The sequence below is a fragment of the Prosthecobacter debontii genome (assembly GCF_900167535.1).
GTDB lineage: Bacteria > Verrucomicrobiota > Verrucomicrobiia > Verrucomicrobiales > Verrucomicrobiaceae > Prosthecobacter > Prosthecobacter debontii.
On record NZ_FUYE01000018.1, the window covers coordinates 1 to 25,263 of the forward strand.

23 protein-coding genes are annotated in these 25,263 nt (G+C 57.9%); 7 read left to right on the forward strand and 16 right to left on the reverse strand.

The genetic code is table 11. From position 1 onward, the window contains the following. The first annotated feature begins 213 nt into the window (after positions 1–213). The gene (locus B5D61_RS20615; RefSeq protein ID WP_078815335.1) at positions 214–1,755 is read left to right on the forward strand and encodes a zinc metalloprotease; all 1,542 of its coding nucleotides are present in this window, start codon (positions 214–216) and stop codon (positions 1,753–1,755) included. A 7-nt stretch (positions 1,756–1,762) separates the two neighbouring features. Here the strand turns inward: B5D61_RS20615 and B5D61_RS20620 are convergent, their stop codons facing one another. After that, on the reverse strand, positions 1,763–1,987 hold the full coding sequence (locus tag B5D61_RS20620; RefSeq protein ID WP_078815336.1) for a hypothetical protein: 225 nt from the start codon (positions 1,985–1,987) through the stop codon (positions 1,763–1,765). Positions 1,988–2,086: 99 nt separating this feature from the next. Further along, positions 2,087–3,055: a c-type cytochrome domain-containing protein gene (locus B5D61_RS20625; RefSeq protein ID WP_078815337.1), complete on the reverse strand. Its 969-nt coding sequence runs from the start codon at positions 3,053–3,055 to the stop codon at positions 2,087–2,089. A 119-nt stretch (positions 3,056–3,174) separates the two neighbouring features. On the opposite strand from B5D61_RS20625, the gene B5D61_RS20630 reads away from it, so the two are divergent. Then, positions 3,175–4,473: a glucose-1-phosphate adenylyltransferase gene (locus B5D61_RS20630; RefSeq protein ID WP_078815338.1), complete on the forward strand. Its 1,299-nt coding sequence runs from the start codon at positions 3,175–3,177 to the stop codon at positions 4,471–4,473. Positions 4,474–4,782: 309 nt separating this feature from the next. Here B5D61_RS20630 and B5D61_RS20635 read toward each other — a convergent pair whose 3' ends face one another. The 7 genes from B5D61_RS20635 to B5D61_RS20665 all read right to left on the reverse strand — a co-directional run bounded on the left by B5D61_RS20635 (position 4,783) and on the right by B5D61_RS20665 (position 12,177). Continuing rightward, positions 4,783–6,132 carry a Gfo/Idh/MocA family protein gene (locus B5D61_RS20635; protein WP_078815339.1) on the reverse strand — a complete coding sequence of 450 codons (1,350 nt, stop codon included), beginning with the start codon at positions 6,130–6,132 and terminating at the stop codon, positions 4,783–4,785. 279 nt (positions 6,133–6,411) lie between these two features. Beyond that, positions 6,412–7,407 carry a 3-keto-disaccharide hydrolase gene (locus B5D61_RS20640; RefSeq protein WP_078815340.1) on the reverse strand — a complete coding sequence of 332 codons (996 nt, stop codon included), beginning with the start codon at positions 7,405–7,407 and terminating at the stop codon, positions 6,412–6,414. A gap of 76 nt (positions 7,408–7,483) precedes the next feature. Beyond that, positions 7,484–8,101 carry a histidine phosphatase family protein gene (locus B5D61_RS20645; protein WP_078815341.1) on the reverse strand — a complete coding sequence of 206 codons (618 nt, stop codon included), beginning with the start codon at positions 8,099–8,101 and terminating at the stop codon, positions 7,484–7,486. 301 nt (positions 8,102–8,402) lie between these two features. Then, positions 8,403–9,443, reverse strand: coding sequence for a BPSS1187 family protein (locus B5D61_RS20650; protein ID WP_078815342.1), 1,041 nt, complete (start codon positions 9,441–9,443; stop codon positions 8,403–8,405). Between the two features lie 84 nt (positions 9,444–9,527). After that, complete coding sequence (locus B5D61_RS20655) at positions 9,528–10,934, reverse strand: neutral/alkaline non-lysosomal ceramidase N-terminal domain-containing protein (RefSeq protein WP_078815343.1); 1,407 nt, start codon at positions 10,932–10,934, stop codon at positions 9,528–9,530. Between the two features lie 96 nt (positions 10,935–11,030). Then, a complete protein-coding gene (gene def / locus B5D61_RS20660; protein ID WP_078815344.1) occupies positions 11,031–11,600 on the reverse strand; it encodes a peptide deformylase in 570 nt (189 codons plus the stop codon). A gap of 154 nt (positions 11,601–11,754) precedes the next feature. After that, positions 11,755–12,177, reverse strand: coding sequence for an ExbD/TolR family protein (locus B5D61_RS20665; protein ID WP_176159577.1), 423 nt, complete (start codon positions 12,175–12,177; stop codon positions 11,755–11,757). Between the two features lie 357 nt (positions 12,178–12,534). On the opposite strand from B5D61_RS20665, the gene B5D61_RS20670 reads away from it, so the two are divergent. From B5D61_RS20670 to B5D61_RS20690, 5 genes are all read left to right on the forward strand, one after another. After that, complete coding sequence (locus B5D61_RS20670) at positions 12,535–14,067, forward strand: type IV secretory system conjugative DNA transfer family protein (protein ID WP_078815346.1); 1,533 nt, start codon at positions 12,535–12,537, stop codon at positions 14,065–14,067. 62 nt (positions 14,068–14,129) lie between these two features. Then, positions 14,130–15,800: a hypothetical protein gene (locus B5D61_RS20675; RefSeq protein ID WP_078815347.1), complete on the forward strand. Its 1,671-nt coding sequence runs from the start codon at positions 14,130–14,132 to the stop codon at positions 15,798–15,800. 248 nt (positions 15,801–16,048) lie between these two features. Further along, the gene (locus B5D61_RS20680) at positions 16,049–17,608 is read left to right on the forward strand and encodes an alpha/beta hydrolase family protein (protein WP_078815348.1); all 1,560 of its coding nucleotides are present in this window, start codon (positions 16,049–16,051) and stop codon (positions 17,606–17,608) included. A 187-nt stretch (positions 17,609–17,795) separates the two neighbouring features. After that, positions 17,796–18,230, forward strand: a complete 435-nt coding sequence (locus B5D61_RS20685; protein WP_078815349.1) for a cyclic nucleotide-binding domain-containing protein — start codon at positions 17,796–17,798, stop codon at positions 18,228–18,230. A gap of 285 nt (positions 18,231–18,515) precedes the next feature. Beyond that, positions 18,516–20,651 carry a serine/threonine-protein kinase gene (locus tag B5D61_RS20690; RefSeq protein ID WP_078815350.1) on the forward strand — a complete coding sequence of 712 codons (2,136 nt, stop codon included), beginning with the start codon at positions 18,516–18,518 and terminating at the stop codon, positions 20,649–20,651. Positions 20,652–20,760: 109 nt separating this feature from the next. On the opposite strand, the gene B5D61_RS20695 is transcribed toward B5D61_RS20690, so the two are convergent. The 7 genes from B5D61_RS20695 to B5D61_RS20725 are packed head-to-tail and all read right to left on the reverse strand — an operon-like array spanning position 20,761 to position 25,258. Further along, the gene (locus B5D61_RS20695; protein WP_078815351.1) at positions 20,761–21,084 is read right to left on the reverse strand and encodes a hypothetical protein; all 324 of its coding nucleotides are present in this window, start codon (positions 21,082–21,084) and stop codon (positions 20,761–20,763) included. A 23-nt stretch (positions 21,085–21,107) separates the two neighbouring features. Then, a complete protein-coding gene (locus B5D61_RS20700) occupies positions 21,108–21,515 on the reverse strand; it encodes a hypothetical protein (protein WP_078815352.1) in 408 nt (135 codons plus the stop codon). 22 nt (positions 21,516–21,537) lie between these two features. Beyond that, on the reverse strand, positions 21,538–21,951 hold the full coding sequence (locus tag B5D61_RS20705) for a hypothetical protein (protein ID WP_078815353.1): 414 nt from the start codon (positions 21,949–21,951) through the stop codon (positions 21,538–21,540). A gap of 41 nt (positions 21,952–21,992) precedes the next feature. Then, a complete protein-coding gene (locus B5D61_RS20710) occupies positions 21,993–22,421 on the reverse strand; it encodes a hypothetical protein (RefSeq protein ID WP_078815354.1) in 429 nt (142 codons plus the stop codon). Further along, on the reverse strand, positions 22,396–23,292 hold the full coding sequence (locus B5D61_RS20715; RefSeq protein ID WP_078815355.1) for an AAA family ATPase: 897 nt from the start codon (positions 23,290–23,292) through the stop codon (positions 22,396–22,398). The genes B5D61_RS20710 and B5D61_RS20715 overlap by 26 nt, the downstream gene beginning before the upstream one ends. Positions 23,293–23,336: 44 nt before the next feature. Further along, a complete protein-coding gene (locus B5D61_RS20720; protein ID WP_078815356.1) occupies positions 23,337–24,038 on the reverse strand; it encodes a hypothetical protein in 702 nt (233 codons plus the stop codon). Further along, positions 24,035–25,258, reverse strand: a complete 1,224-nt coding sequence (locus B5D61_RS20725; protein ID WP_078815357.1) for a TrbI/VirB10 family protein — start codon at positions 25,256–25,258, stop codon at positions 24,035–24,037. Before B5D61_RS20725 ends, B5D61_RS20720 begins: the two co-directional genes overlap by 4 nt. Between the last annotated feature and the right edge of the window lie 5 nt (positions 25,259–25,263).

Here is a 25,263-nt window from a genome sequence, read left to right on the forward strand (position 1 = left end):
TTCTATCGGCTGACCGGACTCACCCGCACCCAAGCCTCGTCAGGCTCATAGTCCCGCATGCGGGATCACAGGTTCAAATCCTGTCCACGCTACCCAATGAAGGCTCTTTTACATCAGGTTGTCGGCGAATGTCGAAAAACGTCTTACGGATAAAGATCCTGTCATGTTGAACCTCCCTCAGAAGTCTGATATCTGAGGCTTGTTCTGTAGCTCATGATGAATTCCCTCGTCGCGCCGACTTTTTTCAAAGCCTTGTTCTTCTGTTTGGTGGTCGCGATTTTGTATGGGGTAGTGCCGAGTCATGCGTTCCTCACCGCGTGGGGAGGCTTTCTCCTGCTTCGTCTTTTAGCCTTGGTCGGAGAGTTTAGGAGTAGAGTGCACAGCCCACTGAAATGGAAGGAGTGGGAGCAGCAGGCTATTCATTACTATCAATCTCTGAGTGAAGAAGAGCTCGCCGAAGAAGCACTTTATCAAGGCCTGAGTCCAACGGCGACCCCAGAGGAACTAGCGGCTCAGCAGATCGAGCGGAACAGACGGACCTTGCCCGTGCGCCGCCCCTCCAAAGTGATTCTAGCTGAGGCTTTTGGGCTGTTGGGTTTTGGGGTGCTCCTGCCCATACTGATTCTTTTGAGCACTCACGAATTCGTGGCCCTCCATCGAAACCGGGGTTGGACGGAAGCACTGATTTTAGTCGGTTGCCTGGCTTTATATGCTTGGCCCTGGATATGGGAAAAATCACATCGGGCGCAGCGTCAGGCGACGTTCTGGTGGGCGCTGCCCGTCCCGCCACTGGCTGGCATGCTGGTTTTCATCGTGATGCAGGACCATGCGTATTTGAATCCGTGGAACCCAGAGCATAAGCGACTGGCGGCTGAGCGGGTTTTGTCGATCACGGATAATGTTGTCGCGGGTGAATTTTCCGACGCGGTGCAAGACTATGCTGAACAACTGGACGGCGAAGGGAAGTCTCAGGAGGCTTTGCGGATGGCTCAGGAAGCGCTGCGTTTGAACGCGGAAAACAATCGCGCTTATGAGATGGTCTCCCGACTGGATTCATCTAGCATCCTCATCTCATCCGGCACGAAGGAAGCGGCCAATTTGCCTTATTGGCAGTCGAGCGCTGAGATCCCAGAAGTGCGGACTTGCAAGCTCGATTCCAGCCTCAATTCCGTGGCTGTGCTGACCGTCATTTTGGTTAGGCTAGGAGATGTGCCTGAACCTCTTTTAAAAGCGGTGGGTTATGTGATCGAACAGGAAACAGGCATGCCAGTTCTCTTATCCGATCAGGTGGTGCCCCTGCCTGAACATACCCGTCGGCGTGGTTTGTTAGGCGAAGTGCAGTGGGATGTGAATGTGATGCTACCGGCTCTGCAAAGGACTGTGCATGATTCACCACGTGCCCCTTTGCGTTATCTGCTGATCACTGCCGCGGACATTTACATGGGAGACGCCAATTACGTCTTTTCCTGCTCCTCTAACTTTGGCGGCGTCGTTTCGTATGCCCGATATCTTGATATCTCTGACGGAGAGGAGGCTCTCCGGTTTCGATTGGCGAAGCAAAGTCTCGGCTGCATCATCAAAAGCCTGGGCATTTCCACTTCACCGGATCGGGCGTGTGTCACCAGCTACACCCGCAGTGTGCCTGAATTTGATCGCAAAGGTAACAGGCCAAATGCACTGACCGCCAAGCTCATGCAGGGCGTCATTCAGAGAACGAATCAGGAATGGGCGCTGATACGAGGCTCGCTGCGCTGAGTTCTCCTCACAACGTATGCGACATCCCGCGAGATTGGCAAAGGAGCCGCAGGCGGGTTTTCAGGATGTCGTCGGAAAGAGGTGTGTTGCTGCGACGGCGCACGTTTTCGTAGGCCGCCGCGAGATGCTCGCTGGAGAGGCCTGGAAATTCGGCCGCGAGAGCTTCCAGGCAGCTCTCGATCGCGGTAGGTGAGTCGGAACTGCCGTCGTGGTTGGTCGGGGCATGGTTCATGCTGAGGGATATCGCGAGACACTGTCAGCTTGGCCGTATGGCTTCTTCACATGAGTTTGTGCAAAGAAACCGTGACAATAAATCCGCAGAAGACCTAACCTACTTCAGCGTCACTTTGATCCCGGGGATCGCGGTGGCCAGTTCCTTGGCGGCGGCGGGGGTGGCCTTTGTCTGATAGAGGGAGATGGTCTTCAGGGACTTGATGGCGGCCAGTTGCTTCACACCGGCATCCGTGATCCCGGTGCCGAAGAGGTTCAGGGTCTGAAGGTTTTTCAGTGCGGTGAGCGCTTCCAGGCCGGCATCGGTGATCTGGGTCTGGCGCAGGTCCAGCGCGGCGAGGCGGGGGAACTGAGCCACGGTCTTCAGCGCCTCATCCGTGATGACGGTGCGGCCGAGATCGAGCTGGGCGAGTTGCTCCTTCAGTGGCAGCAGCGCGGCCACTTTGTCGTCGGTGCATTTGGAGACGCCGGTGAGGAAATCCGCCCGCAGCAGAGGGCTGTCCATCTTCAGGGTGGAGACTTGGGCTCCAGCGGCTTTGGCAGCTTCGAGCGCGGCACTTTCGGCAGGCTTCACTCCATCGCCTAACTTTTGATAAAAGACCTCGTGCTCGCGCACCTTCACCACGGCGGCTTTGGGTTCCTCCTCCTCGGGGGCCCCCTCCATGTTACCCTTCCACCCGGCGAAGTCGGCTCCGCTTTCGATCCATTCCTTGAGCAGTTGGATTTCATCCGCCGTGAGGGGGTCGCCTTTCGGCGGCATGAACATATCGTCATCCTTGGGTAGGGTGACCACTTCATAGATGTAGCTCTTGGCCAAGTTTCCAGGCACCAGGGCCGGGCCGCTCTCTGCACCTTTGAGCATGGCCCAGGCGGCATCCAGGCGGAGGTCGGCTTTCGGTTTCTTCATCTTGCCGTCCTCCATGTGCGGGGCCTTGTGGCACCCCAGGCACTTGGCCTCGAGCACGGGAAGAATCTGCTTTTCAAAGCTGACCGCAGCCTGGAGCGGCATCGCCGCCAGGGTGGCGGAGCTAAGGGCAAGAATGGCGAGGCGATTCGTAGTGGAGGACATGCAGGGTGGGGGCGGTTGGGGCACGTTACCGTAGAAAGACGGAATACATGCGTATCGCCCGACAGAAACGCTTGCTTAGGCGTCTTGTTTCACTGAAAACTAGCCCTTTCCTACCAGCCATGCCCTCCAAAATCGAAACCGATGCACTCCTCCGGCGCTCCACACTGGCCATCGTCATGGGAGGCGGTGCGGGAACCCGCCTGTTCCCCCTCACTAAGGATCGGGCCAAACCTGCAGTGCCTCTGGCGGGTAAGTATCGTCTGGTGGACATCCCCATCAGCAACTGCATCAACTCCGGCGTGCGCGACGTGTATGTGCTCACGCAGTATAACAGCGCCTCGCTGAACCGTCACATCGCCCGCACCTATCAGTTCGACTCCTTCGAGCGCGGATTCATCGAGGTCTTGGCCGCTCAGCAGACCCCGCAGGGCGAGCGCTGGTATCAGGGCACTGCCGACGCCGTGCGGCAAAACCTGCGCTACTTCCTGGAAGGCGATCATCAGTATTTCCTCATCCTCAGCGGTGACCAGCTCTACCGCATGGATTTCCGCAAGGTGATGGAGCAGCACCTCACCACCGGGGCCGAGCTCACCATCGCCACCCTGCCTGTGAATGCGAAGGATGCCAAAAGCTTCGGCATCATGAAAGCCGACGCTGAAGGTCGGATCCATGAATTCGTGGAGAAGCCCAAGGACCCTGCCATCCTCGAAGACCTTCAAATGCCTGCAGAGATGCTCCAGCAGCTCGGTCTGCCGACCACCGAGGCCCGTTATCAAGCTTCCATGGGCATCTATGTATTCAATCGCCAAGCCCTCATCGACGCGCTGGATAATGACTGCATGGACTTCGGCAAGCACATCATCCCCGCAGCGCTGAAGAAATACAAAGTCCACTCCTACAACTTCCAGGGCTACTGGGAAGACATCGGCACCATCCTCAGCTTCTTCCAGGCCAATCTGGACCTCTGTAAGCTGGTGCCCCAGTATGACTTCTTTGACTCCGCCGCCCCCATCTTCACCCATGCCCGCTTCCTGCCTGCCACGAAGATCAATGGCGCGGTGATCCGTGAAGCCCTCATCTCCGACGGCTGCATCATTACCGACGCTCATGTGGAGACTGCGGTCATCGGCATCCGCTCCATCATCGAGACCGGCACCACCATTCGTGAAACCATCATCATGGGCGCGGATTACTACGCAGGTGCCGTGGGCACCGATCCCACACGCCCCGCCCCTGGCATCGGGCGTAACTGCCGCATCGAGCGCGTCATCATCGATAAGAACGTGCACATCGGCGATAACGTCGTCATCACCCCCGAGGGTAAACCCGATGACATGGACAGCGAGCTGTTCTACATCCGCGACGGTATCGTGGTGATCCCGAAAGACACCGTCATCCCCGCAGGCACCTGGATTTAAACCTACGAATGGAGGGAGGGCACAACCCTCTCCGTTAACTAGGCCTAACGAACGGTTGCGTTAGCGATTCCGCAGGGGGAGACCCTGCGGTGGTCGCTTCAGAGCTTGCTGCTGAAGAATTAGAAAGAAAACGCGCTGTCGATACGACAGCAGCCGCGGTGCTGGGAAGGCTGCATCCAGCGTGGGTCACGTTAACCAAACTTAATAGGTCCGGCGACGGGGCTCAGAGTGAATCTGAACCCAGCGCCGGACAAACCCTGCCTGCTTTTGGCGATCAGATCATCCCTTTCAGGATGATCCGACTTGCGGTTAGGCCTTTTCTTTCTTCTTCTCTTCTTTGCCCTTCACCTCTTCTTCGGGTTTTTGGGGCTCAGGCATTTGGAATTTTGTCACGCCCGGCATGGCCATCGGCGTGGGGGTGAAGCTATCCGTCCACTTCAGATTATCCGGGGCCAAATCCTGAGTGCAGGCCAGCATTTGATCCCAGGTCAGGAGCTGACCCGTGTAGGCGGCCTCGCGGCCCATGATCCCCACCAGCGTGGAGAGCATCATGCGATCGCCGTCATTGATCACTTCTCCTTTGCGGATGGCGTTGAAGAGGGCCTCGTGCTCCAGGTCATACATGTTTTTCTCCTCCGCACGCCAGCGCCAGCGCTTGGGTCCATCAATGAAGGGAGCGCCGCCTTTACCGATGATGAGCACGCCTTTTTCGCCGCGGATGATGTCTTGGTTATGGCCGGTGCAGCCCTTGATCTGGCGATTGGCCAGATGGCACATGAGACCGTTACCCCACTCGAAGGCAGCGTGGAAGTGGTCATAGATGTTACCGCCTTCTGAGGGGATCTGACGACCCCCGGTGGCGATGCAGGAGACGGGTGGGGTATCCCCCATGGCCCAGACGATCTTATCAATGCTGTGCACGGCCTGCTCGGCGATGCTGTCCCCACTGAGCCAGGAGAAGTTATACCAGTTCCGCACCTGCCACTCCACATCGCTCATCTCAGGCGTGCGGGCGCTGGCGGGCGGCATGGGTTTCACGGGTCCGGTGTGATAGGTGGCCAGGATGCTGGTGACCTTACCGATCTGCCCATCGGCCACGCGCTGGAAGGCTTCCTTGCGGGAGGTGCTGTAGCGCCAGCAGAAGCCGGCCACGAGGTTCAGCTTCTTCTCCTTAGCCTTCTTCACGGCGGCCATGGCCATGTGATAGCCGATGGTGTCCACCGCCATCGGTTTTTCGGCAAAGATGTGCTTGCCCGCATCCACCGCTGCCATCAGGTGCAGGGGGCGGAAGCCCGGAGGGCTGGCCAGCAGCACCACATCCACGCCGCTATCAATGAGCTTCTGGTAGGCGTCCATGCCGATGAAGCGCTTCTCCGGCTTCACATCCACGCGATCCGGAAACTTCTGGCTCAGGCTGCCAATGCTGGTCTCGATCTGCTTCATGTCCACATCGGCCATGGCCACGATCTTGGCGTTGTAATCGGCTCCCAGCGCTTGGGAGGCAGCTCCGGTGCCACGACCACCGCAGCCGACGAGGCCGATGCGTAGTGTCTCCTGGGAGTCGGCTTTCTGCTCAGCACGCAGGGTGCTCGCAGCAGTGATGATGGCGGCTGTCCCAGTGGTCTGGGCAAACTGACGGCGGTTGTAAAGAGTGCTCATGAATTGTCGAAATGACTTATCGTGCACAAACCCTCCATCCTTTCGGAGCAATGGTGATGCGATGTGGGACTAAAATGACAGCGGTAGAGCCTCCCTCCTTCGTTTCATTGCTCGGAGCCCCGGATTCAGACGGCATTTTTTGGCTCGTTTCGGCCTTCCTTGATTCGGCCTAAAAGTGAGGCTCCAAACTCGAAAGACCCAGGCACAAAAAAGCCCGCTCAGGAAAACCATGAACGGGCAGGGGGAAACGGGTTCCTTCTGGGGAAAAGCAGCCGGGGCTTACTTTACCACCGGGCGCAGGACGATGTTCTTGTAGTCCACATTGGTGTGGTCGCCTTGCAGGAAGATCGGGCCGGGATTGAACTCGTTGCTGGTGAGGGCTCCACCGGTGCAGCCGAGCACGGGCTGGTTATCAATGATGGTTTTGCCGTTGAGGATCACCGTCAAGTGGCGGTCCACCAGGGTGATGTCCATGGTCTGCCATTCACCGATCGGCTTCTCGGCAGCGACGGAAGGGGTGATGCGGCTGTAGAGAGCGCCCATGTGGTGGGAGTCCAGCGGCTGGCCAAAGCTTTCCATGACCTGCACTTCATAAACGCCGCGCAGGTAAACCCCGCTGTTGCTGTTCTCCTGGGTGCGGACTTCCAGCTTGAGGTTGAAGTCTTCGAATTCGGCGTCGGTGCGCAGGTTACCGAAGTGCTTGCCGGGTTCCTTGACCACGCGGTTGATCAGGGCACCGTCTTCCACACTCCAGCCACTGAGGTCGCCCTCTTTCACGAGGCGCCAGCCGCTGAGGTCCTTGCCGTTAAAGAGGGAGATGGGCTCACCGAACTTCACCTTGGCCAGATCAGGCTTGGCTGGGATAGCGGGGATGCGGTTGCCGGTGAATTCAGCCTGGCCAAAGGCCTTGCCGTCTTCCTTGGTCTTCACTGTGCTGCCACTGAGGCTGTCGCCGGAAACCTTGACGGTGAGGGTTTCGGTCACTTTTTCGGAGACCTCTTTCCCCTCTTTGTTTTTGCGCTTGGCATTGGACAGGCGGGTGATGATGAGGCTGTCGCCCTCAATCTTCGTGCCATCCGTCGGAAGAACACTACCGCCACCCCAGAGAACGCTGGAGGCGAGGCCACCGTCTTTTTCCTCCACGCCCAGCCAGCCTGCACGGTCGCCCTGCAGGGTGAGAGCCCAGCGGCCCAGATAAGGATTATCGGCAGCGTGGGCCAGACTGGAGAAGCCGAGAGCGGCCAGGAGGAAAAGGTGACGGCGAGATGTAATCATGGTGATGATTGGGGAGACTGAGAACGTGGCATCGCAGGGGCAGTCTTGCGTCCGATTTCAGGGAAAGACGCTGAAATCAGGCGGCCGCGAGCTTGGGCTGGCGACTTTCCGCGCCTGGAAAAGGCACGATCAGGGCGTTCGGCACCGGATTGGCCAGACGGTTTTGCAAGTAGTCTCCCATGAAGCGGGTGTCCACCGGGGCGGTGGGGTGCTGGCAGCGCCAGAGCACGGCGGAGATGAAGAAGCCGTGGCTGAAGATGGCAATGTGGCGGCGTGTCTCCAAGGAGAGACGCTCGATCAGGTGATCCACCCGCGCCATGAAATCGGCAAAACTCTCGGCTCCGTGACCGTGACAATGGCGGACATCACCCCGCTGCCAATACGCCTGGGCGGCAGGAGAACGCTGGGCCACGGTGGTGCCTCGGTAGGCCTCGTTGTCGAGGTAGGTGAACTCCTGCACAGGCCAGGTCTCGACCGGCACGTGGGGAAACTTGGCCAGAAGAGGATTGGCCGTTTCGAGGGTGCGGATGAAAGGCGAGACGACGACGAGGTCCGGTGCCTGGGGGAAGTGGGCGAGCAGGGCCTGGGCCTGCTGATGACCAAGATCGGTGAGGGGAATACAGGCGGGAGTCTGAGAGACACCGCCGGCATTGGCGACACTCTCCGCGTGGCGAATCAACTGGATCAGGGGCATTCGAGGGGAAGTGGCTGAACATAGCCACAATCCCCCTGTCGGCCCGGATTTTTTTCTTTATCCGGAGGACAACCCACCGCACGAATGGATGTGTTGAGTGGAAGTCATTTGAAGTGAGGGCGCAACGTGTGACCCATGTCCTGAACCCGAAGTGTTACCTATGTGCTGACTTCACCCCCAGTCCCTGGGGCGAGGGAGAACGTCTTTTGGCTTTCGACACCGCAGACCCAACGACCGTTCCCTCGCCCCTCTGGGGAGAGGGTTAGGGTGAGGGGTTTGTCGATACAGCTTCACTCCAGTCTTACTTCTTCAAATCATGCTCGCAGCTCGGGTCGAGCTGGGTCGGATCACCGACTTCGTCTACGGGGTGATTGAAGAGATAGTTCCACACGGCTTCATGCAGGAACTTACCCTCCGGTCCTTTGGCAGAGGAACCGCCGGGAGTGACGAGCCCGTGGGCCCGCTTGGCGTCTCCCTTCACGTCGAAGTCGGTGATGAGGCGGCGGGTGTTGGCATAGGGCGGTGCGGCTTCATCCACATTGACGATGGGGCCGTATTGGTTCAGGCCCATCATCTCCCAGGAGCGGCAGTAGTGATCCCCCGTCCAGCCGCTATCCAGCACGTGGCTGAAGGCAAAGATGCGGTTTCCAGGAGTGGCGGAGGGCAGGCTCTGCCAGCTCTCGAGTTGATCCCGCGGGCCGCAGAAACAAACGACGCGGTCCACCTTCTGATGCTTGGCGAAACGGGCAGAGGTGGTGGCACCATGAGAGGCCCCTGAGACGATGACTTTGTCCCAATCGAGTCCGTCACCCTTGGCATTGATGAACTGCTGCCATTTGCCCTGGGGGTTTTCTTTGGAGAGCCATTTCACGAGTTGGAAGGCACGCTCCATCATGCCATCGGGTTTCGGGATGGCGCAGAGATCGGAGTGATCCTCACCCGTGGCGGCCTCCAGGCGAATGTCTCCCAGCGTCTTGCCATCGTCACGCCGGGCGGCGGGGATGATGCCGAACCACTTGTTGGCATAATGCACCTGGATGGCATGAAGGCCGTAGCCATTCAGACGCTCAAACAGCGGGGCGCTGTGGCCCATGAGCCAGATCACCAGCTTGCCCTGGGGCTTCACGCGAGTGTCCACGCTGGCGTGCTCCAGGTCCTGCGGCTTGCCCTTCTTATCGGTGAAGACGAAGTCAATCTCCGGATGCTCCTTAGCGCGAGGATCAATCTCGCTGGCACGTTTGGACAAATCGTAGCGCTGAGGGTTGGGATCATTGAACTCAAGCGCCGGAGTCGCGGCATAAGCGCTGGCGGCGAGGAAGGGGAGGAGCAGAAGGAGCTTCATGAAGGTGGAAGGGAAACGACGAACCGAGGCATCTATAACTCGCTGAAGCGCCGCTTTGATACAGGGAATTGGCCGGGTTGGTGCCTAGGGCCGCTTTTGGAAACCCGCAGGCACGAGTTTCTGCACGGCGGTGGCGATGGTCTCCTCGATGCCGGAGGCAAAGCGATTCGGACGACCGTAGTAGGTCATGGCGCCCGCGGCTTCATAACCGCCTTCTTCCCACACCCGCTGAGAGGGGATGTAGCAGGGGACATCATTGGTGTAGCTGTTCACCCAGGTGCGTTGGGCGTCGTTTTCTTTTTTGAAACGCAGGCCGTAATCCACCACGACCTCGCCGGGGAGATTGATGGTGAGAAGGTCGTCTCCATAGCTCCACACCTGGACGGTGTAGGGGAGGTCGGTGGGGATGGCTTCACCGCGCTGAAGCATGCCCTGGAAGTGCTTAGCATGGCGGGCCGTCCAGGGATTTTTATCCTGTGCCAGACTCTCCCACTCGGCGGCAGTGCGTGGGGTGTCGAAGGGGAGTTTGATCTCTTTCGTGGTGCAGGTGAGAGGCCCCCGAACCTCCTTCATGGGCTCATTGATGAGGCGCACGGCTTCCTTAGCCAAGGTGACGCCGTGCAGGGTGGCATGGGGGAGTTCACGACGTGGATAGGGGTTTTGATCGGCCCCACAGCCAATCGCCGTCAGGGCGACGACGCCCGGGAAGCGGAGTTCCAATTCTTGCTGGGCACAGCCTGCCCAGTCAGGATGGATCTTATTGATGGCCAGGGTGGTGCAGTGGCAGGCATAGCTGGTGTAAAGAGCGCGCAGTTTACCCTCGAGAGACGTGATGCGCAGCACCGGCAGGGCATGGTCAGTCGGGCCGTAGGGGTTGGGATTGTTGGTGTAGCCTGTGTCGGTTTTCAGCCGCCGATTCATGGCAAAAGGGACCTTGCCCGTGGACCAGTGCAGCCGGGCAGGACTCTGGTTTTGTAGGGCCTCCAGAGTCACCTTAACCAGCTTCGTCACCAACTCATCGCCATAACGTTGGACGGCGGCCTGCTCTTCAGCGGAGGGTTCCTCGGGAAAGAGAAAGGTGAGTAGCCCCGGCAAGGCGGGGGCGCAGTGCGTGTGGCTGGAGTGCAGGGCCAGACGCTCATCCTGCACGGGATGCCCGGCGGTTTTGAGAGCCGCCAGCACCTTGGCCCGCAGGCTGGCGGGCACCCCACAGTTGTCCACGGTGAGGATGACCGAGACCGGGTCCTGCTCCCAGGTCAGGGCGAGGGCCTTAGCATGGATTCGCATCTCCACCCCTTCGTTCGGCGTCTTGCGGCTGCCGTAGCCACTGAGCCGAACGGGATAGTCTGGCGTGATGTCGATGCTCGCGGCTCCTGCCTTCCAGGCGGAGGGCTCCTGGCCGCTCAGTGGTCGATCAAGGAGGGCGAGGCTCAGGAGCAGTAAGGTGAAACCGATGCGAATGAAGTTAGCCGGGAGGCTTGGGAGCAGCATGTGCGCATGATTGCGAAATTCACGATGCGATTCCAAGTCAGGAATTGCGCTTTTTTGTGCTTTCCTTTGTCAATCAGCGCCTAACCATGAGCCGGATCACTCGCCGACATCGTCTTCAGTCCACTCCTCCATGAGGCGACCGAGCTTACGCTTTAGGCCCACCTTGGCGGCGGCGGAGAGCCGATCGATGAAGAGGATGCCATTGAGGTGATCGATCTCGTGCTGAAAGGCACGGGCCAGCAGACCATCGGTTTCCCAGGTCTGGGTTTCACCCTCCAGGGTCTGGAAGGTGACTTTCACATCCTCACTGCGGCGGATGTCTCCCCGCAGGCGGGGGAAGCTGAGGCAGCCTTCTTCATCCACATCCTTATCTTTGCCAAGTTCGAGGACGGGATTGAGAAAGATCACGGGCATGTGCACAGGCATCTCGGCGGACTGGCCATTGATGCGAAGGTAGGTGATGCACTTCGGGTTATGGGAAACATCAATGACGGCCAACTGGATATCCCGTGCGACCTGGGGCGCGGCCAGACCCACGCCATTGGCGGCATGCATGGTCTCGATCATGTCCGCAGCAAACTGGCGGATCTCGTCCGTCACCTGAGTGACAGGACGGCATTTGGCGCGAAGAACGGGATCTGGGTAACGAACGATGGGCAGGACCATGAGAAAAAGCAGCCACTAAAAAAGCGGATGCCGGGGGGCAGGACAAGGGTTTGTTTTCAGTTTATGCTCTGAAAAGCCCAGACCCGCGCATCTACACCTGCCTAACCAGGAATGATCCCTATATCAAACCTTCAGGCTGCGTTTGTTGGATTTCCTACTTGCCGCTCGCCTTAATCCGGGCCGGGACATCATTGATGGGGTAGCCGGCTTCCCGCAGGGCATCCCAGACTTTGATGAGGAGTTCGAGCTCGGTTTTGGCATCGGCCTGAAGCTCCAATTTTACCCCAGGGTTCAGGTCTCGGAGCTGCTGGATGGCAGCGGCGAGATGCTCGGCATCCACAGGGGTGCCATCCAGGATGAGTTCTTGATTCTGAGTGATGGCCAGGGTGCGGCGGACCTCTTGCTTGGGCACGGCTTCCCCCAGGGCTTTGGATTGAGGTAGGGTGATCTTGACCTGCTTTTTCTCCTCATTGAAGGAGGTGGTGGCGATGAAGAAAATCAGCAGAATCACCATGATATCGATGAGCGATACGATGGGGATGGCCGGGACAGGGCGGCGGCGTGGGCGGAGATTCATCAGAGCAGTGAACTGGCTAGAGAGGCATGAACCTCCCAGCACGTGGGTCATTCATAGTGGAGGGCAGCGAAATGGCAAGCAAGGAGGGGCTTCTCAATTTTGGCGGAGCTATGGCGAGCGTTGCGCTGGTTCGCTGCTCATCCGGCGCATTTTCTGCGTCACACTCGGATACGGTTGTTCTAATTGATGCATGAACATGCCGAAAAAAAGCCAGTGACCGACTCCATGAAGACCGATTTCACAACGGAAAAAACAGATTCGAAGGGGATACTATTCGGTAGCGAGTCCGTTTGCCATCGGGATTGTCCAGAGCTTTCTCTGGCTGTTCTTTTCTGATTCGTTTCCTCCTCCCGACTTATGTTTTCATTCCTGAAGTTTCTCACCGCCGTCGCTCTGGTACTGTTTGGTCTGTGGTTCGCCTTCGTGAAGTATGAGATCCAGCGTTATGGCATCATGGACTATGCCAATCACATCGAGCTGGCCGGCTATGCATTTGTTCCCTTTGCTTGCCTCGTCGGGGCCATGATGCTGCTGAAGTGGCAGCCGGATTTCAGCAAGAAGGATTACATCGTCCAATACAAGAACCTGAAGTGGTTGCCCGGCGAGTTCACGCGTCATTGGTTGATCACCGGAGATACCGGGGTGGGTAAGACGACTTCGGGTTTCAATCCCCTGCTGCACCAGATCAGCATGAGCCGCCCGAACTGGGGCGGGCTCGTCCTTGGAGCAAAAGGGGATGAGCACTTCTTCGCCATCGAGCACTTCACCGGTCATGGCCGCCCGGATGCCGTGTGCGTGCTGGCCGTGCGTCCAGATCGCCTGGATAAAAGCTGGAAGCCTAAGGAGCGCTATAACCTTGTCTCGGATCCCCGGCTGCCCTACACCACCCATGCTAAAAACTTGGTCGATACCGGGGCCTCTTTGACTGAAGGGGAGCAGTCCTCTTTCTTCAAACCCGCCGCTCAACAAGCCCTCACCAGTGCCTTTGAACTGCTGGAGACCCTCGGCAAGCCCGTCAATGTCCTGCGCGCTTATGAGATCCTGACGGATAGCTCGGCGATGGAAAAAATCTTTGAGGAGCTGCTGGATACGGATAGCACTCCGGAGCGAATCAAACTGGCGAAATACTTCGACCAGACCTTCCTCAGTGCCAAGGCGGCCGAACAAAAAGAAGGTTTGGTGGGCACCTTGAAGGTGATGCTCGGCTTCTTCACGCATCCAGACATTGCGGAAGTCTTCTGCTCGGATCTGCCGAATACCATCGACATCCAGGACGTGGATAAAGGCCGCGTTTTCTGCACCGCCCTGCCACAGACCTTCCAGACGGAGCGCCGCTACATCAATACCTACTTGAAGCTGCTCTTTTACACCCATGCGATGATGCGCTTCGATAAACCGAAGTCGGAACGGAAAACGGAGAATCTCCTCATCGCGCTGATGGATGAGTTTCAAGCTCTGGCCACCGCCAGTGAAGATGGTATTTCCGACCATAACGTCATTGACCGTCTGCGTGCGGCGAATTGCTGCCTGATCCTGGGCATGCAGAGTGATGCCTCACTCTTCCCAGTCTTGGGCAAAGAAACCGCCCAGGTGCTGACGCTGAACTGCCGTTCCCGTATCGCTTTCCGCCAGCCTGACCCTGAGGGAGCACTGGCCGTGGCGGAGTTCATTGCCAAGGTGGAAAAGAAAAAGGTCTCCAAGTCCGCCGGGTTCTTGGGTAAGGATGCCAGCACCACGGTTAACAAAGAGTGGGACTACGAAGTCCAGCCTGGCGAACTCATGAAGATGCCGGATGCCACGGCCTGGATCGTGCACCCCAGCAAGAACAAGGTGAAGATGCGCATTCCGGCCATGGATGGAGCCGGGAAGATCCCTGATTGGTGGAAGTGATGAGAACATCTCAAAGCCGCATACACATCCGATCAAGAAAAAAATCCTAACTCCTCCCAGTCATGCCACACTCCGATCAAAAGTCTGCGACAGGTCAATCGGCTCAAGATCTCATCGATTACATCGACAATCAGCAGTCGCGTATGCAAAGCCGCCAGACGAGCGATCTCGCACGTTTGGGCGGAATGGGAGAGGGACCCGCCCGGGACACCTTGGCGCAAGTGGTCAAAGATCGGGCGGCGGTCATGGACCAAAACGAAGATTATAAGAATCGTTTGGATCAAGGTGAGCATCCTGGCTCAGTTCAGCAGGACATGGTGCAGAAGAACGCTTATCTGGCTCAGCCCGATGACAAGGCTCGCTTACAGGCGGCTGCAGCCAACTTACCGCCAGCCAACACATCGACACGACCTCCTATGCATCAGATGCAGGCCGATCAGCTGGTGCAACTTGCCTGCATGGATGCCAACCAACTCAGGGAGAAGATTGATAATGCCAGTATTCGAGTGGATTCGAATCAAGACATGGCGGGTTACCTTCACGATGATGGGGATCACATCATGGCGGAGGTTTTGGAGGCGGATGCGAATGAGGCTGCAAACCTTCAAGCCGTGCTCGAATGTTTTGAGGAAGCTAAACTCAACGTTCAACCCGTCGACCAAGACAAGCTGGCCGGAGCCCTCTCAAACTTAACCGCAGCATCAGGCGATCTCTCTGAGGCTCGATTGAAAGCGGATCAGGATAAGCGGTCGCTGTTTCAGAGCGAGATAGACGCGGAAATTGGACCTGAGCTTGAAGCCATGGGCCTGACCGCGGAAGAGCGTGCAATCGTCGTGAAGGCTGTGGCCGATTACTCTCTCGACCACGATGACCTCAAACCTAATGTGGCAAATGCTCAGGGAGTGGCGCAGCAGGCTCTTGAGGGGCTTCAAAATGGGAATTACAGTCATCAAAACCCAGCCGACCCCTCCGACAAGCGCATCCAAGATGCAGTTCACCGGGCACTCGGGGTGAAGCAGGTGATCGGAAACGATGGACAGATCACCACGGAACGGCCCGACGTGAAGAATCTCCAACAAGGGAAATTCAATGAGACGCTTGATTCAGCGAAGGCTCATGTCGCAGCCTTTGGCCCTGACAGCGTGATTGGACCGCAGGCTCAACAGGCCGGGCAGCAGGTCAAAAATAACCTCAACAATTGGCAGCCGCCGGTTCAGGCAGCACCAGCCAACAACATCGCTCCCGCGGAACAAACCGCTGAGGCCCCGAAACAAAAAACCAGCGTGCGGGACATGCTGCGGGGGGCGGCTGATCGTGTGAGCAATGCAGCTAGTAATCTGAAGGCCACCATCACGGACAAGGTGGATCAGTTGAAGTTGGAACGGTTAGAAAAGCAGCTTGAAAAGCGTCAAAATCATCAGGGCAAGCTGGAGAGTCAGCTGACAGCCATGGGAGATCTCGACCCCCGGCCAGAGCGTGACGCCCGACTGGCGGAATTGCAGAAGCAGTATGACCCGACGAAGTTGGACTCAAAGCAACAGATCGACATCGCTAACGAAATCGACGAGATCAAGGCTGCTAACAAGCTGGAGGACCGCAGCGCCAAAAACGCAGCTAAGGTCGATAAACTCGGAGACAAAGTCAAAGCCCAGGAAGATAAAATCAAGCTTCGGGCGGATCGCAAAGACAACGCTCACAAACATCAGCAGTCCGCCAGCGTCAGCGTTGCTTGAGTCTTCGACGGCAAGTTCATCGCGGCTTTCAGTCTTCCGTGAGAAGCCCAGTCGGAGCTGGAATCTCCCAGAGCACGCTTTTGCCTGCGAGTCTTTCTAAGTTCGGGAGAAATGTGTCACACTCCGCTGTATTGGGCTAATCTGGTGAACGGTGATAAGTGCTTTCATGCCCGTTGGTTTTGAAACTCCGCCAGCAGAGCCTTTCTTACTTTTCTCCTCCTCTTATCCCTACCCCCCAGATCCCGATTATGGCCGACAGAGACGCAATCAGCGAAGCCGCTGCACAGAATAATTCCTTCATCAAACAGGCCGCTACCACGGTGACTAAGCCGCTGCGCGCGGCCTTGGGCATGGCGGCTAATCAACAGGCCCAGGCGGCCATGCTAGGCAGTTTCGTCTCTAACACGGACCTAGCCCCGCCTCAACTCGCCAATAATGTTATCCGTGACGATCAGGGCCGAGGTATGCGGGATGCCAATGGTAGGCTGGCCATGAACAACAGTCAGATGGCCATTGATAAGATGCAGTTTCAGCCCCCGGGGGGGACGCCACAGACCGTCGAAGGCTGGGTCCTTCCTCCGCAGCCTGGCCAGCCGACGGTGGTCTTTTTCGGCGGTAGCAACTTTGATCGAGCGGATCCAGGTTATGAGAAAGCCATCCAACAAATGGCAGAGGATGCGAAGGAAAGAGGCATGGGTTTCGCTGCCTTCGATTATCCAGAGGGAGTGAATGAAGAGATGGCCCATCAGTTCGTGGATCAGGTGCAGAATCACCTCGCGCAGGACCTCGGCATCAGTCTGGATCAACAAGCCTACTCAGGCTATTCCCAGGGTAGCCATTTGGCGACCTTTGCGGCGGCTAATAATCCTGACGCCGCCGGTTTGCATATCACCTCCGGCTTCAGCTCCGCCCGTATGGCGCAGAAGGAAGGCATTGATAAGGCTATGGGCCCGCTGGCCTCACTCGTGGAAAAACGCCAGCTTACGGAGACTTGGGACAATATTCCCTTGGCCGTCGATATCACTCAGCGGGTCGCAGGCCAGCCGGTGGATGCCAAGATGCCGATCAGTGCTACCTATGACACGCAGGAAGACTTCGGTAATGACAATAACCGGCACATGACCCCGCTGATCGACACCTTCCGGGCCGAGGGGGGCAGCGTCAGCGTGCAGACCTCTTCGGGGGTGGATCACCTAGACATGCTCGACTCGGGTGCACACCAGACTGGCATGCGGCAGTTCATGAATGATACCCAAGCCTACGCACAGAACGAGAACCGCCAAGTGATCGGCACGGGCACGGGACTGGTTGCTGGCGATGATAATGCTCAGCAGGCCGTGGCCACGCCTAAAACCAGCGTGCGGGACATGCTGCGGGGGGCGGCTGATCGTGTCAGCAATGCGGCTAGTAATCTGAAGGCCACCATTACGGATAAGGTGGATCAAGTGAAGCTGGAACGGTTGGAAAAGCAGCTCGAAAAGCGCCAAAATCATCAGGCCAAACTTGACAGTCAGTTGCAAGCCATGGGGGATCTCGATCCCCGGCAAACGCGTGACGCCCGACTGGCGGAATTGCAGAAGCAGTATGACCCGACGAAGTTGGGCTCAAAGCAACAGATCGACATTGCCAACGAAATCGACGAGATCAAGGCTGCTAACAAACTGGAGGATCGCATCGCCAAAAACGCAGCCAAGGTCGATAAACTCGGAGATAAGGTCAAAGCCCAGGACGATAAAATCAAGCTTCGGGCAGATCGCAGAAACGCAGCCCAGAACCAGCAACAATCCGCCAATGTCAGTGTTGGTTAAGCTCCTCATGGAATCGACACGCCCTTGCAGCTCTCCGTTCTTACGGCCCCCTGTCAGGCGATGCGGCTCCTGCCCTCGATATTTAACCGGCTTCTCTGAAGCAAGCCTTCTCTGTTTCATCGGCTGAGGCGAAAATCGTTTCAAATCAACCGCTTCCATCGTAACTTCATCACCGCTTTTCCTCACCATGCCTTCTCTCACCCCCCTGCTCGCCAATTTCAGTGCCAACGAACTCAGCTTGCTTTCCAGCTTCGGTGACTCACGCGGTTATCAGGCCGAGGAGGTGGTCATCCGACAGGGGGATGAAAATGACCATTTGTATCTGCTGCTGAAAGGCAAGCTGGAGGTCTATCAGGATGTCGATGGCATGAACAAAAAGGTGGCCACCCTGGAGTCAGGAGATTCACTCGGAGAGGTCAGCATCTTTGATCCTGGTCCGGCGAGTGCGACCGTGTGTGCCGCTACGGAGGCGGAGGTTTGGCTGATCACGAAGGACAGTCTAGATCGCCTTCATGGCGCCAATCCCAAAGTGGCTTATCGCCTGCTAAGCCGGATCACCACCTGTCTGTCAAAGCGCCTGCGCCAGATGAATGATAAGGTGGTGGATCTGGTGAATCGCTGACACGAGGGAAGGGCTTTCTGACACCCATCCCACAGTCTTTTTCTAAAAGAGATTGGTGAGTCTAACTGGTGTGGATGTTGCTGTGAAAATTGCAAAAAGCATCCTTCAGTAACATCCGACGTTTTATGTCACAGATTTCTCAAAAAAGGCATTTCAGATGCATCGTTGAAATCGTAGCCCCATGAGGTGAAATATTCCGATGACAGGTGCACTTCCTGCCCCTACACTGGCCAACCCTTGACCATCGAATCAGAAAGCTAGTTTCTCCCCTCTGTTCGTTTCATCATGGCAAATACCGTTCCATCAGGACCTGGCAACGTAGCCGTCCCGCCATCCGTGGGGGTCACTTCGCATACCTTGCCTGCGAGTGGCGGTGCTGAGGTTGACTTTGATCAGACGATCAGGATCAAGGCCCCAGGAAGTGGCATGATGGCCTTTGGCCGTTATCGCTTGGATCGTGTGCTTGGGCGTGGTGGCATGGGGGTCGTTTGGTTGGCCGAAGATACGAAGCTGGAGCGGCCCGTGGCCCTGAAGTTCCTGCCCAGCCTGATCGGCCTGGACCCTGCGGCGGTGAAGGAGTTGAAGACGGAGACCCGTCGTGGCCTGGAGCTTTCTCACCCCAACATCGTCCGCATCTATGACTTTGTGGATGATGAAGATGCGGCGGCCATTTCGATGGAGTTTGTCGATGGCAAGACGCTATCGGAACTGCGGATGACCACTGAGCACGGTGTCTTCTCTGTCGATGAACTTTCTGGATGGCTGCTGGGCGTCTGTGATGCTCTAGATTACGCCCACTTCCAACGCCGCCTGATTCACCGGGATCTCAAGCCCGCGAATATCATGCTGACCTCAAGCGATGCCGTGGCCAAGATTGCCGACTTTGGCATCGCCCGCAGTTTATCGGATACCATGAGCCGTCTTTCTGCGGCGCACATTGGCACCAGTGGCACCCTCCCTTACATGAGCCCACAGCAGGCCATGGGTGAGCGACCCATGCCGACGGATGATGTTTATTCTCTGGGAGCGACGATTTACGAACTGCTCAGTGGCAAACCGCCCTTCTATCGAGGAGACCTGCCCACCCAGATCAATTCCAAGATCCCGCCTTCCATGCAGGAGCGGCGTCTGGAGCTAGATATCGGTGGTTCTGACCTCGTGCCTAAACTTTGGGAAGACGCGATTGCAGCCTGCTTGCATAAAGATCCGGCCATGCGGCCAAGCTGCGCAGGTGCTCTGGCGGAGATGCTCGGCATCCGCCCGGCCACGGTGACGGTGCGCACGGGTTCCTACGCAGCGGCCAATGCCCGAGCTGCGGCTGAGAGCAAACCGGCTCGCCTGCCTCTGGTGGCGGCTGCAGCGGCGATTGTCCTCGGAGGCTCTGCGGGGGCCTATTTCCTGATGAATGGCTCCGGTGAGGAGAATGCGCCTGATACCCCTGCGATGGCTTCAAAACCCGCCGATGTGGAAACCACGCCGAGTGAGGAGAAAGAAAATGCCCCTGAAAAAGTGGTGGTGGCTGACATGCCGAAGGCTGAGCCGGATGCCCCTCCTGTGACCGCTGGCACGACAGCCAAGCCCGATGAAGCCCCGCCGACTGGACCTGAAGCCACCGCACCTGTGCCTGCAGGCGGCTTGATGGCGAATACGACGCCGACTCAAGACAGTCCTCCGGCATCAGATGCGGGTGCCACCCCTACGGGACCGGCCACCGCCATGGCCCCTGCTCAGACCGTGCCCGAATCATCCAGCGTGGCAGGGAATACGACGCAGCCAGCACCGAATACTGGAGACGCCCCACCACCCGCCTTGCCGAACATGCCTGGAGGTGAGTCCGCACCGGCACCTTCTATCGTGGCTGGAGGGATGGCCCTCTCGCCCGATGCTGCCAATGCGACCAGCACGGCTCTGGCCTCGATGAATCCGCCTTCCCCAGGCGCAGCCACACAGACCTTCCCTCTTCCTCCTGGGGTGGAGATCCCTCCGGGTAGCCCGCAGCTCCTCCAGCCGGATCTACCTCAGCCGCCCTCCGGTTTCTGGACCATGGATCAGATTTTCCCGGTGCCACCGTTTGCGACCTACAGTCCCAAAGGTAAAAAGTATCTTCTCTACAGGACGCAAAGTGCTCTGAAAGAAAAGGGCCTCTACACCTCCACCTTGGACGGTGAAGAAGGTAAAGGCACTCACAATGCCATCGTCCTCTTCCAGGTCAGGGAGGGATTGGTCGCGAATGGTCTGCTGGATGTGCCGACCCTGGCAGCCCTGAGTCTTTCCGCAGAGCCTGACAAGCCCGATTGGAGTGCCCCTTCCGGTGGTGGTGGTTCGGGCGGCACCTATCGTCGCCGCCAGGCTCAGAAAGAAGAGCCGACCTTCCTCCAGAAGACCGGCGAGACTTTCAAGAAGCTCAATCCCTTCAAATAACGAAGAGCTTTCCCCGTGCTACCTGAAGACGGGCCTTGATGCGTTGAGAGCTTCCACGCTTGAGGTTTGAGGCAGACCTAACAAGCCTGCCTGGGAGCCGTCGCGGGTCTTATTTTTGACGGAACCCGGTCTGGGAGACCGAGTTGGAGAGATCTGACTGCGATTGGTGGGTCTTTTTTTCCAATTCTAGAGCGGCTCGGACGCTGAGCGTCTGTTCCTGCTCCTCAGCGGGGCTGCCTTGCTCAGCCTGGAGCTGACGGTCTTTGGCGTCAATGTCGTTGTCATTGTCCAGGTCATAGATCTCTCGGTCGCCTGCATCGATACGCCCATCCCGGTCCAGATCCAGGGAGGGATCATCGCCGCCGTCAATGATGCCATCGCCATCCAGATCCCGGATGGAGTCCACTTTCTTTCTGGGAGGTGGAGTGGCCATGGCGCTAAGTCAAAGCAGGGGACTCAAAAGCCCTTACCGCTAGAGATTTTGATGGGCGGTGTTTTGACGGCTTTTTGTTGGGAGTTGCCGAGAGCGTTGACCTGAGATTTATCATCTGAAGCCTTGAACTTATTGTCGAAGCCCTTCTTCTGACCCATGCCGTGACCCGTCTTATTGCCGTGGTCGTTAAGCTTATCGAGGGCCTTATCGACGTCTTTGCTGACGGCGTCTTTGCCCGGGCCGTCGGGAGCTTTATCCAGGCCTTCCTTGATGCCTTTGAGCTCCTTGAGCATGGCATCAAAACGGTCTCCATCCAGCTTCGCTTTAGCAGCGGAGAGCTTATCGGACTCCATTTTGTTGAGGATCTTCTCGAGAACCTCGAGCCATTTTTTCAGTTCTTCGGCGGCGGCTGAGACGGGGTTGTCGGACATGGGTGTTCAGTAGGGTGGAGGATTAACGAAGGCGAACGGGAGTGGCTGCACCCGTCATCTCATGGGGCTGAGCCCGCATGGGGAAGACGGCACTGCGGTATTGTTTGGCTTCAGGTTCCGGGTGGGTGATGATGAGATAAAAGCGGGTCCATTTGAGCCCTGCATCGCGGTCGCCCACGCCTTCGGCCCAGCGGCGGGCTTCAGCTCCGGTCATGACACGCGGCAGGTAGGCGATGTGGATGTTGGATTTTACCCAACCATGATCATCGTGATCCACCCAAAACTCGATGCGGCTGCCCACGGGGATGAGGTCATCATTGGCGAGGAAGGCAGGCGGCGTGGAGCAGCCCACCTGCCAAAGCAGCAGGAAGAGCCCCCCGAGCAAGCGAAACAGGGGCATCTGACGGAGAATGGAGGCGGCAGGAGCAACGGGCATAGAGGGAGAAGCAAAGGCTCGGTCAAAAGGGGATTAGCCCTTCACGTGTCATGTGTGACGGGCGGCATCACAACAGGGGCAGGTTTTTCAGGCTCTCGGATGTGGGAGGGGCTTTCAGGAAGGTCTTCCTCTGCCAGCGCGGGGCGGGGGATCACTCGCGTCGTGGCAGGAAGGTGGGGCGGTGCCTCTTCTTGAGCGGGCGTTGGCGTGAGCCATTTGGCGGCGAGATCCCCGATGAGTTCTCGATTGCGTTTTTTCCGCTCCTCCATGACGGACTCACCACGCATGCGGAACTCCTCTCCCCAGCGATGCATGGCATCGATCAGCAGGGTGAGGACGAGGATGATCAAGCCCGCGATGAGCCGGTTGGTGATCAGGGCGCTGGAAAAAAGGAGGAAACCCGTGCCGTAGAGATGGATCTCCCGCTTCCACCGGCGGTAGAAGTCACGGATGGATGACCAGATGTCCATTTTCAGCGACGAGTGTTCCGGAGGTAGGGCGGCCTGCCATCAGAGCTTCGCGCACTGCATGGCGGCAATTGCTCTCGGCGGTCGTGCGCATGCGCCGCACCCCGAGACGAGGCTCGACCCCCTGGGCGACCAGGAGGTCTAACACTCCAGGGCCTACATTCAGTTCATAGCCTTTGCCCCGCAAGTTTTTCAGCTCCTTATTGAGCATGATGTTGGCGATCTGCTTTTGGGCGTTGTAGCCGAGTTTTTGGAAGACGCAGCGGACGTTGAAACGAGCGAGCACTTCCGGGCGCAACTCTGCGGCGGCCAGGTCTTCGATGAAACGCTCCACGGTGGCCATGGGGCTGTTCTTCAGCTCCATCAGGGCATCGGCACCGATGTTGGAGGTGGCGACGATGTAAAAATTACACAGGTTGAGTGTCTCCCCACTGGCGACGGTGATGCGGCCCGCATCCAGCACCTGGAGGAAGATGTCCAAGACACGCGGATGGGCTTTTTCGATTTCGTCAAAGAGCAGCACACCACGGCCCTCGGCCCGGTCATAGAAGCGGCCCAAGTTTCCCCGGCTGCCCTCCCCTTGTCCAAGCAACAGGCCGAGCGATTCCTGGTTCTGGTATTCAGACATGTCCAAGCGGATGCAGTGCTTGTTCACATCTTTGAAGATGTATTCGGTGATCAGCAGGGTGATCTCCGTCTTACCCACACCCGTGGGGCCGAGAAAGAGGAACGTGCCTTTAGGCCGCCCCGCATCGCTCAAGCCCAATTCACCGTTTTGGATGATGGGCACGACTTTAGGAATCACATGATCTTGGCCGATGATCCGTTCGTTCAGGAAGGGAGGGAGGCCACGGATGTGTTCGAGGTCAGCCATGCGTCGTTAGCGGGAGGGGGTCGAGAAGGCGGGTTCTGGTTGATTTACTTTTTGTTACCGCCGGAGTTGATGCCCTGTGAGGCGGAGCGGGGACGCAGGCGATCCAGAGACTCCAGTTCCTCGATCCGTTCGGCGGCTTTAGCCAGTTGCTCCTTTAGCACATTGCGCTCTTGGATAGTCTGGGACAGATGGGCTTCGATCTGCTTGGACTCTTCCTCAGCTTTTTCAAACTGAGCCTTTTTCTTTTCCAGGTCTTGCTGGAGGCTGTTCAGGCGGGTCATGGTGGCCTGGAGAGCTTGGCTCTTCGCCATCAAGCTCTGGCGCTCCTGGGCAACGATGGAGTCCTTGGGCACTTCATTGCGTGAGGGTTCCACCACACCTAGCACGACACCGCGTGACTCCATGGGGGTGGCAGGCAGGCGGGTATCCCAGCGGGCATCTTGCTCCACGCGATACACGGTGTGCGCCTCATGCATTTCACGGCGGTCTTTGCTGGGCAAGCGACCAACGTGATAGCTGTGGACTTCTTCGCCCAGGCGGACGCGAGAGCGATCATAAGGATCGAGCGCACGGCCCTTGGGCCAGCCTTTGACCACCGTGGTGGAGTAAGTGGGAATGTAGGCGGGTTCCTGCGCCTCAATGGGGAAAGCCAGGGGATCATCCGGCAGGGAGACTTCCTGGCTGGAGCAGGCACCGAGCAAAAGTCCGGCGGCAACGGCAAGGGTAGAGCGGGTGATAGCGGTCATGGCGTGGAACTAGGACTGGAGCTGAGATCGGGGGTGGCGGAACTGAAGTCGCCTGAATCGGAATCCAGCAGGCGACCGACACGGGCGGCGCGCTCCGCCGTGCGTCTCTCTTCTTCCGCTTTGCGGGTGGCGACAGAGACTTGCTCCGCCTCAGAGGTGGCGGCGGCGAACTCCGATTGTGCGCGCAGGTAGGCTTCCTCGGCCAATTGCCAGCTGGAGGTCGGCTTGTTGCCTTGGGCCAGTCCGGCGATGCTGGCCAACTCGGGCTCGAAGACGTCCTGAGTGTAAATGTAAAACTGAGTGCCCGCACTGACGCGCACAAAGTCGAGGTCCTGCTCCAGCTTCTTGGTCAGCATGCCGGAGTAGGCTGAAGCGGCCTGAGAACCGCCGCCGAGTGCGGCGTTGCGGCTGGTGTTTTGCGGGACCAGGCCATAGATGGTCTGAAACTGATCCTGCTTGTTGTTCATGATGCCTTCCAGGGCCTCCGCCACCAGGATCTTCAGTTCCGCATATTGATCGTTCTTGACGATCTGGCCGCGGATACCCGCAGAACCATCGGTTAGGCCGTAGGAGCCATCGGGCAGTCTTTCATGATCCAGGGCCACGCCGCTGATGTTGTATTCACGACCGTCCGCCCACACGAAGGTGAAGGTGCCTTTCACCTCGATGCGGTCACGCGTGCGTCCTTGGCCGGCTTTCGCCTGCACTTGAGTGCCTGCAGGGAGGATGAGCTTGCGATTCCAATAGACATCCTCGGTGACCAGCGCCAGCACGGGGGTCTCCAGAGACGAGGAATCCACGGTGATGACGAGGGCGGCTTTGATCAGCAGGCCCCGCGGTGCGAAGAGCTTGGGCTCCTTGGCCTGATACTTCTGCCGCACCGGTTTGTCGATGTGCACCAACTTAGGAAAGGGCGGTGCCTTCTGCTGTTTGCCCGAGTTGCTTTGGGTTTTGATGAGGGGCGGTGGTGCAGCCTTTTTAGCGGGTGGCACCATGAATTTATCCACCTGCTGCTCACTCCCGACACTGGCGGTGCGTTTTTCACCCAGTCCCACGGTCTTTTCCTCTATGGGGGTTTGAGCTTGGGGACCGGCAGATTTGGGAGCCGCGTTGACGGGCGCCGGTTGTCTCTGCGTCAGATAAAAAGCTCCTCCGGCAACAGCCACAACCAAGGCCAGGAGGCCCATCTGCACGGCAGGTTTTTGAAGGTGTTTGGTCATGGGAG

Excerpts from the sequence above, each read along its gene's own strand:
- B5D61_RS20625 (WP_078815337.1), bottom strand. The coding sequence starts at position 3,055 with ATGTCCTCCACTACGAATCGCCTCGCCATTCTTGCCCTTAGCTCCGCC.
- B5D61_RS20725 (WP_078815357.1), bottom strand. The coding sequence starts at position 25,258 with ATGACCAAACACCTTCAAAAACCTGCCGTGCAGATGGGCCTCCTGGCC.
- def (WP_078815344.1), bottom strand. The coding sequence starts at position 11,600 with ATGGTCCTGCCCATCGTTCGTTACCCAGATCCCGTTCTTCGCGCCAAA.
- B5D61_RS20655 (WP_078815343.1), bottom strand. The coding sequence starts at position 10,934 with ATGCTGCTCCCAAGCCTCCCGGCTAACTTCATTCGCATCGGTTTCACC.
- B5D61_RS20615 (WP_078815335.1), top strand. The coding sequence starts at position 214 with ATGATGAATTCCCTCGTCGCGCCGACTTTTTTCAAAGCCTTGTTCTTC.
- B5D61_RS20650 (WP_078815342.1), bottom strand. The coding sequence starts at position 9,443 with ATGAAGCTCCTTCTGCTCCTCCCCTTCCTCGCCGCCAGCGCTTATGCC.
- B5D61_RS20620 (WP_078815336.1), bottom strand. The coding sequence starts at position 1,987 with ATGAACCATGCCCCGACCAACCACGACGGCAGTTCCGACTCACCTACC.
- B5D61_RS20690 (WP_078815350.1), top strand. The coding sequence starts at position 18,516 with ATGGCAAATACCGTTCCATCAGGACCTGGCAACGTAGCCGTCCCGCCA.
- B5D61_RS20695 (WP_078815351.1), bottom strand. The coding sequence starts at position 21,084 with ATGGCCACTCCACCTCCCAGAAAGAAAGTGGACTCCATCCGGGATCTG.
- B5D61_RS20665 (WP_176159577.1), bottom strand. The coding sequence starts at position 12,177 with ATGAATCTCCGCCCACGCCGCCGCCCTGTCCCGGCCATCCCCATCGTA.
- B5D61_RS20680 (WP_078815348.1), top strand. The coding sequence starts at position 16,049 with ATGGCCGACAGAGACGCAATCAGCGAAGCCGCTGCACAGAATAATTCC.
- B5D61_RS20640 (WP_078815340.1), bottom strand. The coding sequence starts at position 7,407 with ATGATTACATCTCGCCGTCACCTTTTCCTCCTGGCCGCTCTCGGCTTC.
- B5D61_RS20675 (WP_078815347.1), top strand. The coding sequence starts at position 14,130 with ATGCCACACTCCGATCAAAAGTCTGCGACAGGTCAATCGGCTCAAGAT.
- B5D61_RS20700 (WP_078815352.1), bottom strand. The coding sequence starts at position 21,515 with ATGTCCGACAACCCCGTCTCAGCCGCCGCCGAAGAACTGAAAAAATGG.
- B5D61_RS20710 (WP_078815354.1), bottom strand. The coding sequence starts at position 22,421 with ATGGACATCTGGTCATCCATCCGTGACTTCTACCGCCGGTGGAAGCGG.
- B5D61_RS20670 (WP_078815346.1), top strand. The coding sequence starts at position 12,535 with ATGTTTTCATTCCTGAAGTTTCTCACCGCCGTCGCTCTGGTACTGTTT.
- B5D61_RS20685 (WP_078815349.1), top strand. The coding sequence starts at position 17,796 with ATGCCTTCTCTCACCCCCCTGCTCGCCAATTTCAGTGCCAACGAACTC.
- B5D61_RS20645 (WP_078815341.1), bottom strand. The coding sequence starts at position 8,101 with ATGCCCCTGATCCAGTTGATTCGCCACGCGGAGAGTGTCGCCAATGCC.
- B5D61_RS20630 (WP_078815338.1), top strand. The coding sequence starts at position 3,175 with ATGCCCTCCAAAATCGAAACCGATGCACTCCTCCGGCGCTCCACACTG.
- B5D61_RS20720 (WP_078815356.1), bottom strand. The coding sequence starts at position 24,038 with ATGACCGCTATCACCCGCTCTACCCTTGCCGTTGCCGCCGGACTTTTG.
- B5D61_RS20715 (WP_078815355.1), bottom strand. The coding sequence starts at position 23,292 with ATGGCTGACCTCGAACACATCCGTGGCCTCCCTCCCTTCCTGAACGAA.
- B5D61_RS20705 (WP_078815353.1), bottom strand. The coding sequence starts at position 21,951 with ATGCCCGTTGCTCCTGCCGCCTCCATTCTCCGTCAGATGCCCCTGTTT.
- B5D61_RS20635 (WP_078815339.1), bottom strand. The coding sequence starts at position 6,132 with ATGAGCACTCTTTACAACCGCCGTCAGTTTGCCCAGACCACTGGGACA.